Genomic DNA, 13,452 nt, shown 5'->3' with positions numbered 1-13,452 from the left:
GGCCCATCCGTTGGGGAATCGATTAGGCGAAGCGACGCCGGCGCGGAAGCCGGCGCGCGCCGGTCAGCCGGATGCGTGCCCCGGCGCGCCGATGGTCTGCAGCACCTCGAACCCCTCGAATTGCGGCGGGCCCAGCGTGATCGGCTTGGTGGAGCCGGCGCCGGCATGGGCGCGGCGGAACTGCTCGGAGCGCGTCCAGGCCTCGAACGCCGCGCGCGACGCCCACAGCGTGAAGGAGGAATAGAGGATGTGGTCCTCGGCCTGCGGCCCCTTGAGCAGGTGGAAGGTGAGGAAGCCGTCGAGCTCATGCAGATGGCTCTCGCGCGTCAGCCAGGCGCGCTCGAACTCCTCGGCATGCGCAGGGATGACGCGGAAGCGGTTGGCGGCGACGAACATCAGGCGGTCTCTCCCGCCGGGCCGGGCACCCACAGCCGGCGATGCGCGGCGGGGTCGGGGCGGGACGGGCGCGGCCGGTCCGGCAGCGCGGTGCCAGCATAGATCCAGCCCAGCAGCGCATCCGTCTCCGCGAAGCCGAGCGCCGTCTTCACCTGCGGATCGCGCAGCGAGCCGGAGGACAGCCAGATCGCGCCATAGCCCTGCGCATCCAGCGCGTTGAGCAGGTTCATCGCGCCGGCCGCGGCGCTGACCTCCTGCTCCCAGACCGGGATCTTGTAGTCGTGGCGCAGCGCGGCGCCGGCGGCGATGACCACGGGCGCGCGCAGCGGCTTGGCGCGTTCCAGTTCCAGCCGCTCCGGCGGCGTCGCGGGGTCGCGGCGGGCGAGGGAGGCGGCGAGCACCTCGCCCAGCGCGTTGCGTGCCTCGCCCGTTATCACCACGAAGCGCCAGGGCTTCAGCCCGCCATGGTCCGGTGCGCGCAGCGCGGCGGCGACGGCGAGGTCGAGCGCGGCCTCGTCCGGGCCGGGGTCGCGCAGCAGCCGCGCGGGGACGGAGGCACGGCCGAGCAGGGCGGCAAGGGCGGGGCTGTGCGGGGTGATGGTGTCGGGCATCGGGGCTCCCAGGCGTGGCGGCTTCAGTCTAATTGAGAATCACTCTCAATACCAGGACCTCCCGGATGGAAGGCACAGCCTGCCCGGGAAGATGACGCCTGCGCCCGCGGGATCAAGCCATGCCCGGCCGCCGGGGTTGCCGGTGCGCGCCGCGGCCATGTGTAATGGCCGCGATGAAGCCCGCCGCCTTCGACTACCACGCCCCCGCGACGCTGGCCGGCGCGCTCGACCTGCTGCGGGGGGAGGAAGCGCGGGTGCTGGCCGGCGGGCAGAGCCTGGTGCCCACCATGGCCTTCCGCATGGCGCGGCCCGGCATCCTGGTGGACATCAACCGCATCCCCGCGCTCGCCTATGCCGAGAAGCGCGACGGCGCATTGGCCATCGGCGCGCTGGCGCGGCACGCGTGGTTCGAGACCCCGCGCGCCGGAGGACCGCTTGGGCGGCTGCTGGCGGCGGTGGTGCGCCACGTCGCGCATGCGCCGATCCGCACCCGCGGCACCTTCTGCGGCAGCCTGGCGCATGCCGACGCGGCGTCGGAATGGTGCGCCACGGTGCTGGCGCTTGGCGGGCGGATGCGCTGCGCCTCGGCCACCGGCACGCGGGAGGTTGCGGCCGAGGAGTGGTTCCAGGGCGTCTTCACCACTGCGCTCCAACCGGGCGAGATGCTGACGGAGGTGCGGCTGCCGCTGCTCGGGCCCGACTGGCGCTACGGCTTCGCCGAGTTCAGCCGCCGCGCCGGCGATTTCGCGCTGGCGATGGCAGTGGCGGTGCTGCGGGTGGAAGGCGGCGTGGTGCGTCAGGCGCGGATCGCGCTCGGCGGCATCGGCGGCACGCCGGTGCTGGCGAAGGAGGCCGCGCTGGCGCTGATCGGCGCCGCGCCGACCGACGCCGTGATCGCGACGGCGGCGGAGACGGCGGCCGCCTGCTGTGATCCGCAGGAGGACATCCACGCCCCCGCGGAATACCGCCGCGACCTGGTGCGGGCGATGACGCGCCGCGCGCTGCGCCAGGCGCTCGCCGCATGAATTGGGTCGGCCGCGCGATCGAGCGCTTCGAGGACCCCGCGCTGCTGCGCGGCGAGGGGCGCTTCACGGCCGATGTCGCCATCGGCGCGCGCGTCGTGCGCTTCCTGCGCAGCCCCGTCGCCGCGGGCCGCATCACGCGCCTCGCGCCGCCGCCGGAGATGCCGGCCGGTGCGCTGTTCGTCACCGCCGCCGACATGCCGGAGGTCGGCGCGATCCGGCCGATGCTGCATCGCTTCAGCTACCGCGCCGTGGAGCAGCCGGTGCTGCCGAGGGACCGGGTGCATTTCGTCGGCCAGCCGGTCGCCGCCATCGTCGCCGCCAGCGCCGAGCTGGCGGAGGATTTGGTGGAACTCGCCACGCTGGAGATCGCCGACGAGACGGCGGTGGCGGATTTCGACGACGCGCTCGCGCCCGGCGCGCCGACCGTCCACGCCGTCGCGCCCGGCAACGTCGTGGTGGAAGGTTTCGTGCGGCAGGAGGGCGTGGACGCGGCCTTGGCCGGCGCGCATCACGTCGAGACATTCGCCTTCCGCTCCCGCCGGCAGAACGCGACGCCGCTGGAAGGCCGCGGCGGCTGCGCCGGCTATGACCGCGCGACGGGGCGCGTGCGGCTCACCGCCTCCACCCAGATGCCGCACATGCTCCGCACCGGCATCGCCGAGCTGCTGGGCATGCCTGAGGCCGACCTGCAGGTGGTCGCGCCCGATGTCGGCGGCGGCTTCGGGCAGAAGATGTCGCTGTTCCCCGAATATGCGGTGCTGGTCTGGCTCGCGCGGCGCCACCGCCGGGATTTCGCCTGGATCGAGGATCGCAACGAGAACCTGATCGCCTCCGCCCACAGCCGCGACCAGCGCCATGTCGTGCGCGCCGCCTTCGACGCCGCTGGCCGCATCCTGGCGCTGGAAGCCGACATCCTCGCGAATGTCGGCGCCTTCTCCTGCTACCCCACGACCTGCGCGGTGGAGCCGCTGATGGCCTTCGCCGAGTATCCCGGCCCCTACAAGGTGCCGCTCTACGGCGCGCGGGCGCGCGGCGTGCTGACGCATACCTGCCCCATGGCGCCCTATCGCGGCGTGTCGCGCCCGGTCATCACATTCGGCATGGAACGGCTGATGGACCGCGCCGCCGCCGCGCTCGGGCTGGATGCGGCGGAAATCCGGCGGCGCAACCTTGTGGACAATTTTCCGTACCGCACCGCCACCGGCATGACGCTGGACGACGCCACCTATGTCGAGGCGATGGAGGAAGCGGTGCGGCTTGCCGACATTCCCGCCTTCCGCGCGCGGCAGGCGGCCGCGCGCGCCGAAGGCCGGCTGCTCGGCCTCGGCCTTTCCGTGTTCAACGAGCGCACCGGCTACGGCACGCCCGCCTTCGCGGCGCGCTCCATGGGCATCGTGCCGGGCTACGAGGTGGTGGACATCGCGATGACGCCGCAGGGCGAGGTGGAGGCGCGCATCGGCGCCTCCCCGCACGGCCAGGGCACGCGCACGACTCTGGCGCAGGTGATCGCCGACCGGCTCGGCCTCGCGCCGGACCAGGTGCGCATCGTGCATGGCGACACCGACCGCACGCCCTATGGCTGGGGCACCTTCGCGAGCCGCAACGCGGTGATCAGCGGCGGCGCATGCCAGGCGGCGGCGGACAAGCTGGCGGAGCGGCTGAAGCGCGCCGCGGCCGTCGTGCTGCAGACCACCGCGGAGCAGGTGATGCTGCGCGACGGGCATGCGGTCGGGCCGCACGATGCCTCCATCGCCATATCTGCGTTGGCGCAGCAGGTGCATCAGCGCAGCGACCTGTTCGGCGAGTACAACCTGGCGGAGAGCGCGAGCTACGATCCGCCCGGCACCTTCTCCAACGCCTGCCACCTGGCGGTGGTGGAGGTGGACGCGGAGACCGGCGGCGTCGCCATCCTGCGCTACCTCGTCGTCGAGGATGCCGGGCGCATCCTCAACCCGATGATCGCCGACGGCCAGGTGCGTGGCGGCATCGCACAGGGCATCGCCAATGCGCTGTACGAGGAGATCGTGCATGCGCCGGACGGCAACATCCTGACCGGCACGCTGGCCGACTACATCCCGCCGACCTCCGCCGAGATCCCGGCGATCGAGATCCACCACCTCGAGACCATCAGCGAAGCCACGGCGACGGGCGCGAAGGGGCTGGGCGAGGGCGGGTCCATCGGCGCGCCGGCGGCGGTGGCGAATGCGATCAGCGACGCGCTGGCGCATCTCGGCGTAGACATCGCGGAGATCCCCGCGACGCCGCCGCGCATCCGCGCGCTGATCCGCGCGGCCGAGGCGAAGGCGCGCGCATGAGCCGGCATGTCGTCAGCTTCACCGTCAACGGCGTGCCGAAGCGCGTGGAGCTGGAAGCGCGGCGCACGCTGGCGGACATGCTGCGCGAGGATTGCGGCCTGACCGGCACGCATCTCGGCTGCGAGCACGGCGTCTGCGGCGCCTGCACTGTGCTGGTGGATGGCGAGCCGGTGCGAAGCTGCCTGATGTTCGGCGTCCAGGCCGAAGGCTGCGCGATACGCACCATCGAGGGGCTGGCGGCACCGGATGGCACGCTGAACGTGCTGCAACGCGCCTTCCGCACGCATCACGGCCTGCAATGCGGCTTCTGCACGCCGGGCTTCCTGATGCTGGCGACATGGCTGCTGGAACGGGACGAACGACTGGACGAGGCGGCGCTGCGCCACGCCGTCTCCTCCAACCTGTGCCGCTGCACGGGCTACCAGACGATCCTGGATGCGATCCGCGCCGCGGCGCAGGAACTGGACCGCTGGGAGGACAGCGCGGCAGGCGAAGCGCGGCGCTGATCCGCCAAGGCGGTCGCGCGCCTACTGCGCCTGCGCGCTGGCGTCGGATCGGGTGGTGCCGACGCGCAGCGCGAGCGCGGCGGCCATGAACTCGTCGAGCTCGCCATCCAGCACGGCGTCGGGGTTGCCTTTCTCCACGCCGGTGCGCAGGTCCTTCACCATCTGATAGGGCTGCAGAACGTAGCTGCGGATCTGGTGGCCCCAGCCGATATCGGTCTTGCCGGCTTCCGTCGCGGCGTTGATCGCCTCGCGCTTGCGCAGCTCCAGCTCGTACAGCCGCGCCTTCAGCATCTCCATCGCGATCGCGCGGTTGCGGTGCTGGCTGCGGTCCTGCGTGCTCGCCACCACGATGCCGGTCGGCATGTGGGTGAAGCGCACGCCGGATTCGGTCTTGTTGACGTGCTGGCCGCCGGCGCCCGACGCACGGAACGTGTCGGTCTTGAGATCGGCTGGGTTGATCTCGACCTCGATGCGGTCGTCGATCACCGGATAGACATAGACGCTGGCGAAGCTGGTCTGGCGTCGCGCCGCGGCGTCGAATGGGCTGATGCGCACCAGCCTGTGCACCCCGCTCTCGGTCTTCAGCCAGCCATAGGCGTTGGCGCCAGTCACTTGGATGGTGGCGGATTTGATGCCGGCCTGCTCGCCCTCGGATTGCTCGGTCATCGCGACCTTGTAGCCATGCGCTTCGGCCCAGCGGGTGTACATGCGCAGCAGCATCTCGGCCCAGTCCTGCGCCTCGGTCCCGCCGGCGCCGGCATTGACCTCGAGGTAGCAGTCATTCGCATCGGCCTCGCCGGAGAGCAGGCTCTCGATCTCCAGGCGCTTGGCCTCGGCGGCGGCGCGGCGAAGGTCGGCCACCGCGGCATCGGCCGTGCCGGCATCGCCTTCCGCCTCGGCGAGTTCGATCAGCTCGAGCGCGTCGGTGACGTCCTTCTCCAGCTTCTGCACGCCCTCGACCTGGGCGGCGATGCGGTTGCGCTCGCGCATCACCGCCTGCGCCTCCGCGGCCTTGTTCCAGAGATCCGGGTCCTCGGCGCGCGCATTCAGCTCGGCCAGCCGCACCAGGGCGGCGTCCCAGTCCAGGTGGCGGCGGAGCAGCGCGACGCTCTCCGCGATCTCGGTCTTCAGGCTCTCGGCGTCAGCACGCATGGCAGCAGCTAGGATCCAACGGGAATGAGCGCACGCAGCGCGCGTCAGCGCGCCGCGCAGAGAACGGCCGCGACGTCAGCGGAACAGGTCTGAGGTGCGGAAGCCAAGCGCGTCATGCCTTGGCATGCCTCCGGCATGATGCGCGCGCCCGGCGCCTGAGGGCAGTGATAGGCAGGGCATCAATAAAGTCCCCCCAATCCGCTGTCCAACCCGGCGGCCGCCGAGCCGCCCGCATTGCCGCCCGAGGCGAAGGGATCGGAAGGCGGCCGCGCGGAATTCTCCGTGCCGGGCCGGAAGGGCTCCAGGATGGTCTGGCCGTTCGCCATCTGGATGCGCACCAGGGCCGTGCCCGGCGGCGCCCGGAAGGGCAGCGGCGGGGTGCCCTGCGTCGCGGCTGCCATCACGTCATGGAATACCGGGGCAGCCAGCCGACCGCCCGTGACATCCGCATCGGGCAGCCCGGGCACCGCCATGCTGCGGGGGTCGTCGTAACCGATCCACACCGCCACGACGAGGTCAGGCGTGAAGCCGACAAACCAGGCATCCTTGTAGTCGTCCGTGGTGCCGGTCTTGCCGGCGACCGGCCGGCCGAGACCCTCGCCCGCCCGGGTGCCGGTGCCGCGCTGCACCACACCCTGCAGCAGGCTCACCATCTGGAAGGACGCGACGGGATCGGCGATCTGCCGGCGTTCCTCGGTCAGGGTCGGCGGGCCCGCGGAGGGGCTGGTGCTGTCGCAGCCCTCGCAGCGCCGCTGGTCGGTGCGCCACACCAGGCGCCCGTGCCGGTCCTGCACGGTGTCGATCAGCGTCGGCGTCACCTGACGTCCGCCATTGACGAAGCCCGCATAGCCCGCGGCCTGACGCAGCACCGTCGTCTCGCCCGCGCCGAGCGACATCGCGAGGTAGCGCGGCATGTTCGGGATCACGCCGAAATTCCGCGCCGTCTCGGCCACCGCCGCGATGCCGACCTGCTGCGCCAGCCGCACCGTCACCAGGTTCAGGCTACGCTCCATGGCGCTGCGCATGGTGACCCAGCCTTGCGGCGCGGTGGCGCCGTAATTGCCCGGCCGCCACAGGCCCTGCGGCGTCATGATCTCCACCGGCGCATCCAGCAGGAGCTGGTTCGGCGGGATGCCCGCCTCCAGCGCCGTCAGGTAGACGTAAGGCTTGAAGGAGGAGCCGGGCTGGCGCTGCGCCTGGGTGGCGCGGTTGAACCAGGACTTGTCGAAGGACCAGCCGCCGACCATCGCCAGCACGCGGCCGTTGTTCGGATCGAGCGCGACGATCGCGCCTTCCACCTCCGGCACCTGGCGCAGCGCCAGGCGCTCCGGCCGGGCGGGCGTGCGGCCCTGCGCGGGGGTGGCGGGCAGCGTCTCCACCATCACCACGTCGCCGGGCTGGATCACGTCCGCCAGGCGGCGCGGCACGGCGCCGAGCCGGCCGTCGCGCACCGGGCGCGCCCAGGGGGTGACGTCCTCCAGGAACAGCGAGGCGCTGCGCGGCTGCGGCGCCGCGCGCTGGTCCGGGCGCTCCAGCCAGGTGAGCTTCGCCTCCCGGTCGCGCACCTCGAGCGCCACGGCCAGCCGCCATTCGGGCAGCATGCCCGGCGGCCGCTGCACCTCCTGCAGGGCGGGCAGCCATTCGGTCGCGCCGGCGGGGATCTTGGCCACCGGGCCGCGCCAGCCGCCGCGGCGGCGATCGAAGTCGAGCAGGCCGCGGCGCAGCGACTGCTCGGCCTCCGCCTGCAGCGTCGGTTCGAGCGAGGTGCGCACCACCAGCCCGCCCATCGTGGTCTGGTCGGCGCCGAAGCGGGCGACGAGTTCGCGCCGTACCTCCTCGGTGAAGTGCTGGCCGACGGCGACCATGTCCGGGCGGCGGGATGGACGTGGCACGATCGGCTCGGCCATCGCGGCCTCGGCCTCGGCCCGGGTGATGTGGCCATCCTCCGCCATGCGGCCCAGCACCCAGTCCCGCCGCGCCTTTGCGGCGTCGGGGTAGCGCAGCGGGTTGTAGTTGTTGGGCGCCTTCGGCAGCGCCGCCAGGAAGGCGGCCTCCGCCAGCGTCAGCTCGTCCAGCGACTTGTTGAAGTAGTTCTGCGCGGCGGAGGCGACGCCATAGGCCTGCGCGCCCAGGAAGATCTCGTTGAGGTAGATCTCCAGGATGCGCGCCTTCGGCATCGCCTGCTCGATGCGCATCGCCAGGATCGCCTCGCGCAGCTTGCGCGCCATGGTCCGGTCGTTGCCGACCAGCATGTTCTTGGCGACCTGCTGCGTGATGGTGGAGGCGCCGATCGGCCGGCGGCCGGTGCTCATCTGCTCCACATTCACCAGCACCGCGCGGGCGATCGCCATCGGGTCGACGCCGGGATGCGACCAGAAATTCTGGTCCTCGGCGGAGACGAAGGCCTGCTGCACACGCTGCGGGATGGCCTCGATCGGCACGAAGACGCGGCGTTCCTGCGCCAGCTCCGCCATCAGGCGGCTGTCGGCGGCGTAGACGCGGCTCAACTGCGGCGGCTGGTAGTCGGCCAGCCAGGTGTAGTCCGGCAGGTCGGCGTCGGCCGAGCGGTACAGCGCGAAGCCGGCGACGCCCGCCGCCAGTGCGCCGGCGACGCCCAGCACCAGACCCGTGCGGACCAGCAGGCCAAGGAAGCTCATCCGGCGCCGCTTGCGCGGGCGCTTCTCGGGCGGCGGCGGGGCGTCGGGGGCCGGGGCGGCGGCGGGCGCCTGGGCAGCGCCCTTCCCGCCCACCATCCGGCCCTCGGCGCGAAGCTCGGGGATATCCATGCCGCGCTCCATACACCAGCCGCGCGGCGCTGGCACATGCCGCCCGCGCGAGGCCGCTATCCCGTTGCCAAGGCCGGCGACCGGCCGGCCCGCGCCAGATAGCTCTGCACCGCCAGCGACAGGGCCCGCGCCACCTTGGCGCGGTGGTCGCGCCGGCGCAGCGCCGCCTCGTCCTGCGGGTTGGACAGGAAACCGATCTCGACCAGCACCGAGGGGATCTCGGGCGCCTTCAGCACGGCGAAGCCGGCGCGGCGATGCGTGTTCGGCAGCAGCGGCACCTCGCCATCCAGCGAGTCCACCACCAGCCTCGCCATGCGGGCACTGCCGGCGCGGGTCTCCGCCCGCATCAGGGAGAGCAGGATGGCCTGCACCTCGGGCGAGAGGGAGGGCGTGCGCAACCCGCCGGCACGGTCCGCCTGGTTCTCCCGGCGCGCCAGCGCGCCCGCGAGGGCGTCGGAATTCTCGCCGAGCGTATAGACCGAGGCGCCGCGCGCACCCGGCGCGCTGTCGGCATGGATCGAGACGAACAGCGCGGCTTCGCGCCGCCGCGCGAATTCCACCCTTCCGCCCAGCGAGACGAAGCGGTCGCCGGTGCGGGTCATCACCACCCGGCACCGGCCGGAGGCTTCCAGCAGCCGGCGCAGTTCCTGCGCGGTGGCCAGGACGATGGTCTTCTCGCGCGTGCCCCTGGTGCCGATCGCGCCGGGGTCCCGGCCACCATGGCCGGGATCGAGCACGACGAGCGGCTTCGGCGCCGCCCCCTGGCGCGGCGTCCTGCGGCTGGTCTGTGCGGCTGCCGGCGGCGGCAGCGCGGCGAAGGCGAGCAGAATTCCCGCCAGCTCGCGACGGCGCAGCATCGGATCCCCCTGTGCCGGCACCGCCCCCGCAGTCCGGCCCCGCCGGGAATACCACATGCGCTCCGGGGCTTGCCAGGAAAGCCTGCCGCCGCGGTTGAACCCGACGTGAGCAGCCCGGCAGCAGCGCCTTGTGGAGAGCGAGCGTGACACTTATGGTGGGGTGCCCCGGCGGCGACGCCGTCGGCAGGGTCGTATCCGTTCGCGTGACCCGCCTGCCCCCGTCCCGACCGCCGTGCGCGGCGCGCGGCGGCAGGCCCGGGTCTCAGTTCTGGCATGGGATGGGCTGTTCCTGGCCCCTCTCGCGCTTCGCCAGAAGCCGCAACCACGTCCCCGCCGGCGCGGAGCGCGCGCGACACGCCCCCTCCCTGGCCATTTCCGCCCGGGCCCGGGGCTTGCCCCACGCCCGCCGCCCGCCCGACCGCGCCTGCGATCGGCGCCCGCGACCTTCGGCCCGCCCTTCGGCGCGGCCCGCGTGCGCCGCCCGGAGGGCTACGGGGCATCGCGAGGCGCTTCCGCCGGACCGGCGGACGTGGATGCGGCGCGGCCGCCGTCACGCAAGCCGGTCCAGAGACCCCACCCGGACCTGCCCCCGACGGGCCGGTCCACCGAGAAGAGGATCGGGTCGCCGCCGCATGGTCAGTCTCCTGCCGCGCCGCCGCCGCTTCCCGGGCCCCGCCACCCTTCTCCGTCGCAGCCGGGCCTACCGCCGCTGCGGCGCGGAGTCCCCGCTTCCATGACCAAGCGCATGCTGATCGACGCATCCCACCCCGAAGAGACGCGGGTGGCGGTGCTGGACGGCAACCGGCTCGAAGCCTTCGACATCGAGTCCGCCAACCGGATGCCCCTGAAGGGCAACATCTACCTCGCCCGCGTCGTGCGGGTGGAGCCCAGCCTGCAGGCCGCCTTCGTCGAATACGGCGGCAACCGCCACGGCTTCCTGGCCTTCGGCGAGATTCATCCCGACTACTACCAGATCCCCATCGCCGACCGGCAGCGCCTGCTGGAGATGCAGCGCGCCGAGGCGGAGGAGGATCGCCGCCGCGAGGAGGCCGAGGATGCCGCCCGCGCCAACGACGCCGCGCTGAACGACGCGCTGGAAGCCGCCGTGGCGGAGGCGCCGACTGGCGATGGCGAACCCCTCGCCGCCGCCGCCGACACCGCCCCGCCGGGGGATGCCGAGGCCGTCGTGACCGAGACGGTCGAGGCCCGGATCGTCACCATCGAAGCCGCCGCCGCCGAGGCGACCGTGCCGCATGAGGGCGTGGCGCTGCCGCCCGCCGGCGTGCCCTCCGCAGCCCCGGAAACGGCCGAGCCCGCGCCCGACGGAGAGGACCGCCTGCCCGGCGAGGCCGCGCAGGACGCCGCCGCGGCGGCGGAGGCGAATGGCGATCGCGACAACGGCGAGAGCGACGGCGGCGACAACGACGGCGCCGAGAACGACGGCGATGCCGGCGAGCCTGCCCTGCCGCCCGAGACCGTCGGCGGCTCCACCGAGGATGACGTGCGCGAACGCCGCATCCCGCCGAAGTTCCTGCGCCACTACAAGATCCAGGAAGTCATCAAGCGCCGGCAGATCATGCTGGTGCAGGTGGTGAAGGAGGAGCGCGGCACGAAGGGCGCGGCGCTCACCACCTACATCTCGCTCGCCGGCCGCTTCTCCGTGCTGATGCCGAACAGCCCGCGCGGCGGCGGCGTCTCCCGCAAGATCACCTCGGCCGCCGACCGCAAGCGCCTGCGGGAGGTGATCGACGACCTCTCACTGCCCGACGGCATGAGCCTGATCGTGCGCACCGCCGGGGCGCAGCGGCCGAAGCCCGAGATCAAGCGCGACTGCGAATACCTGCTGCGGCTTTGGGACAACATCCGCGAACGCACCTTCGCCAGCACGGCGCCCGCCCTGATCTACGAGGAAGCCGACCTCATCAAGCGCTCCATCCGCGACACCTTCGGCAAGGACGTGGAGGAGGTCGTCGTCGAGGGCGACGACGCCTACAACGACGCGCGCGAGTTCATGCGGATGCTGATGCCGCAGCACGCGCAGAAGGTCCGCATCTCCCGCGACGGCATGCCGCTCTTTGCCCGCTTCGGCGTGGACCAGCAGCTGGAGCAGATGCACAACCCGACGGTCCAGCTGAAGTCGGGCGGCTACATCGTCATCAACCAGACCGAGGCGCTGGTCGCCATCGACGTGAACTCCGGCCGCGCCACGCGCGACCGCCACATCGAGGACACCGCGCTGCGCACCAACCTGGAAGCCGCGGACGAGGTGGCGCGCCAGCTTCGCCTGCGCGACCTGGCCGGCCTCATCGTCATCGACTTCATCGACATGGAGTCGTCCAAGCACGACGGCATGGTCGAGCGCCGCCTGAAGGAGGCGCTGAAGCAGGACCGCGCGCGCATCCAGGTCGGCCGCATCAGCCATTTCGGCCTGCTGGAGATGTCGCGCCAGCGGCTTCGCCCCTCCCTGGTCGAGCATGCCTTCGTCGCCTGCCCGCACTGCCAGGGCCGAGGCCTGGTGCGCAGCGTGGAAAGCAGCGGCCTGGCCGTGCTGCGGGCGATCGAGGAGGAGGGCGGCCGCCGCCGCGCCGCCGAGATCGTCGTGCATTGCGCGACGCAGGTGGCGTTCTGGCTGCTCAACAAGAAGCGCGAGCGCCTGATGGAGGACGAGCAGCGCTTCGGCATGACGATCCTGGTCCAGGCCGATGACAGCCTGCCGGCGCCGGGGCTGCGGATCGACCGCACGCGGGCGCAGAATCCCGATGCCATCGCCGAGCGTCCCGCCGCGCTGCGCATGGACTACGCGCCAGAGCCTGAGGCGCCCGAGCCCGCCGAGGCCGAGCCCGAGGCCGCCGAGGCGCGCCCCGACTCCGAGCCGCGCGCCGAGGCGGAGGGCGATGCCGCCGCCAATCGCGGCCGCCGCCGCCGCCGCCGCCGCCGCGGTGGTCGTCGCGAGGGCAGCGAGGGCACGCCCGGCGACGCCGGCGCCGAGGATGGCGAGGAGGAGGACGAGGCCGAGGAGGCCGAGGCCCAGGCCGCCGAGGCGCAGCCAGGTGCCGAGCCTGCGGCGGAGCCCGCCGCGGACGGCGAGGCAGAACCCGACGCCGAAGCCGAGTCCGAGGCGGACAGCGAAGCCGGCGAGGCGCGCCGCCGCCGCGGACGCCGGGGTGGCCGTCGCCGGCGCCCCGAGGGTGAGGGCCAGGAGCCGGCGGAGGCACCCCCTGTCGCCGCCGCACCGCCGCCCGCGGCACCGCCGTCACCGCGCCGCGCGCCCACGCCCGCCGATCCCTTCGCCGGGCAGATGGACGAGATCCTGATGGCGATGGAAGCCGCCGAGCAGGAGGCCGCGGCGCGCGCCACCCGCCCGCGCCGCGCCGCGCCGCCCGCCGTGGAGGCGCCCGTCGCGGAGACTCCGGCGATGGAGGCTCCGGCCGAGCCCGCTCCGGCCACGGCGGAAGCGCTCGCCGCCCCGCCCGCCGAGGCCGCCCCTGAGCCCGAACCGCCTGCGCCGGCCGAAGCGGCCCCGGCCGAGGCACCACCTGCCCAGGCGGCACCCGTCCAGGCGGCACCGGCCCAGGCGGCACCGGCCGAGCTGGCACCCGCCGAGCCAGCCGCCGCGCCCGAACCTGCGGCCGCGCCCGCTCCGGCGGAGCCCGGCCCGCGGACGCCGGCCGAGCCCGTGATCGGCCCGCCCGTCGCGCCGATCGTGCTTGGCGGCGAGGCCGGGGAGATGCCGCGCAAGCGCGGCTGGTGGCGCCGCTAGGCGCCTCCCCGACCCCTTTCCAGACCAACCCGAGGGCCGTCGCG

The 13,452-nt window shown here is 73.3% G+C and carries 9 protein-coding genes; 4 read left to right on the top strand and 5 right to left on the bottom strand.

The features are described 5' to 3' along the window. Positions 1 to 63: 63 nt before the first annotated feature. Both E4T13_RS17265 and E4T13_RS17260 read right to left on the bottom strand, forming a co-directional pair. Positions 64 to 396 carry an antibiotic biosynthesis monooxygenase gene (locus E4T13_RS17265; protein ID WP_137179525.1) on the bottom strand — a complete coding sequence of 111 codons (333 nt, stop codon included), beginning with the start codon at positions 394 to 396 and terminating at the stop codon, positions 64 to 66. Then, positions 396 to 1,007: a nitroreductase gene (locus E4T13_RS17260; protein ID WP_137179524.1), complete on the bottom strand. Its 612-nt coding sequence runs from the start codon at positions 1,005 to 1,007 to the stop codon at positions 396 to 398. The genes E4T13_RS17265 and E4T13_RS17260 overlap by 1 nt, the downstream gene beginning before the upstream one ends. Positions 1,008 to 1,171: 164 nt before the next feature. On the opposite strand from E4T13_RS17260, the gene E4T13_RS17255 reads away from it, so the two are divergent. The 3 genes from E4T13_RS17255 to E4T13_RS17245 are packed head-to-tail and all read left to right on the top strand — an operon-like array spanning position 1,172 to position 4,853. Continuing rightward, positions 1,172 to 2,032: a xanthine dehydrogenase family protein subunit M gene (locus tag E4T13_RS17255; RefSeq protein ID WP_170985044.1), complete on the top strand. Its 861-nt coding sequence runs from the start codon at positions 1,172 to 1,174 to the stop codon at positions 2,030 to 2,032. After that, positions 2,029 to 4,347 (top strand): xanthine dehydrogenase family protein molybdopterin-binding subunit, encoded by a 2,319-nt coding sequence (locus E4T13_RS17250; protein ID WP_137179522.1) that lies wholly within the window; start codon positions 2,029 to 2,031, stop codon positions 4,345 to 4,347. The genes E4T13_RS17255 and E4T13_RS17250 overlap by 4 nt, the downstream gene beginning before the upstream one ends. Further along, positions 4,344 to 4,853, top strand: a complete 510-nt coding sequence (locus E4T13_RS17245; protein WP_137179521.1) for a (2Fe-2S)-binding protein — start codon at positions 4,344 to 4,346, stop codon at positions 4,851 to 4,853. The genes E4T13_RS17250 and E4T13_RS17245 overlap by 4 nt, the downstream gene beginning before the upstream one ends. Before the next feature lie 21 nt (positions 4,854 to 4,874). Here the strand turns inward: E4T13_RS17245 and prfB are convergent, their stop codons facing one another. The 3 genes from prfB to E4T13_RS17230 form a co-directional block, all read right to left on the bottom strand. Then, on the bottom strand, positions 4,875 to 6,005 hold the full coding sequence (gene prfB, locus E4T13_RS17240; RefSeq protein WP_137179520.1) for a peptide chain release factor 2: 1,131 nt from the start codon (positions 6,003 to 6,005) through the stop codon (positions 4,875 to 4,877). Positions 6,006 to 6,184: 179 nt separating this feature from the next. Continuing rightward, positions 6,185 to 8,791, bottom strand: a complete 2,607-nt coding sequence (locus E4T13_RS17235) for a penicillin-binding protein 1A (RefSeq protein ID WP_137179519.1) — start codon at positions 8,789 to 8,791, stop codon at positions 6,185 to 6,187. A 56-nt stretch (positions 8,792 to 8,847) separates the two neighbouring features. Next, positions 8,848 to 9,648 carry an N-acetylmuramoyl-L-alanine amidase gene (locus tag E4T13_RS17230; RefSeq protein WP_240791174.1) on the bottom strand — a complete coding sequence of 267 codons (801 nt, stop codon included), beginning with the start codon at positions 9,646 to 9,648 and terminating at the stop codon, positions 8,848 to 8,850. 733 nt (positions 9,649 to 10,381) lie between these two features. Here E4T13_RS17230 and E4T13_RS17225 point away from each other — a divergent pair. Continuing rightward, positions 10,382 to 13,408, top strand: coding sequence for a ribonuclease E/G (locus E4T13_RS17225; RefSeq protein WP_137179517.1), 3,027 nt, complete (start codon positions 10,382 to 10,384; stop codon positions 13,406 to 13,408). Positions 13,409 to 13,452: the final 44 nt, after the last annotated feature.

Origin of the sequence: Roseomonas sp. AR75 (genome assembly GCF_005222815.1) — a bacterium.
Classification (GTDB): Bacteria; Pseudomonadota; Alphaproteobacteria; order Acetobacterales; family Acetobacteraceae; genus Falsiroseomonas.
The sequence above is the reverse complement of the archived record's forward strand: the minus strand, read 5'-3'. Positions and strand labels throughout refer to the sequence as shown.

Excerpts from the sequence above, each read along its gene's own strand:
- E4T13_RS17265 (WP_137179525.1), bottom strand. The coding sequence starts at position 396 with ATGTTCGTCGCCGCCAACCGCTTCCGCGTCATCCCTGCGCATGCCGAG.
- E4T13_RS17260 (WP_137179524.1), bottom strand. The coding sequence starts at position 1,007 with ATGCCCGACACCATCACCCCGCACAGCCCCGCCCTTGCCGCCCTGCTC.
- E4T13_RS17250 (WP_137179522.1), top strand. The coding sequence starts at position 2,029 with ATGAATTGGGTCGGCCGCGCGATCGAGCGCTTCGAGGACCCCGCGCTG.
- E4T13_RS17255 (WP_170985044.1), top strand. The coding sequence starts at position 1,172 with ATGGCCGCGATGAAGCCCGCCGCCTTCGACTACCACGCCCCCGCGACG.
- E4T13_RS17235 (WP_137179519.1), bottom strand. The coding sequence starts at position 8,791 with ATGGATATCCCCGAGCTTCGCGCCGAGGGCCGGATGGTGGGCGGGAAG.
- prfB (WP_137179520.1), bottom strand. The coding sequence starts at position 6,005 with ATGCGTGCTGACGCCGAGAGCCTGAAGACCGAGATCGCGGAGAGCGTC.
- E4T13_RS17230 (WP_240791174.1), bottom strand. The coding sequence starts at position 9,648 with ATGCTGCGCCGTCGCGAGCTGGCGGGAATTCTGCTCGCCTTCGCCGCG.
- E4T13_RS17245 (WP_137179521.1), top strand. The coding sequence starts at position 4,344 with ATGAGCCGGCATGTCGTCAGCTTCACCGTCAACGGCGTGCCGAAGCGC.
- E4T13_RS17225 (WP_137179517.1), top strand. The coding sequence starts at position 10,382 with ATGACCAAGCGCATGCTGATCGACGCATCCCACCCCGAAGAGACGCGG.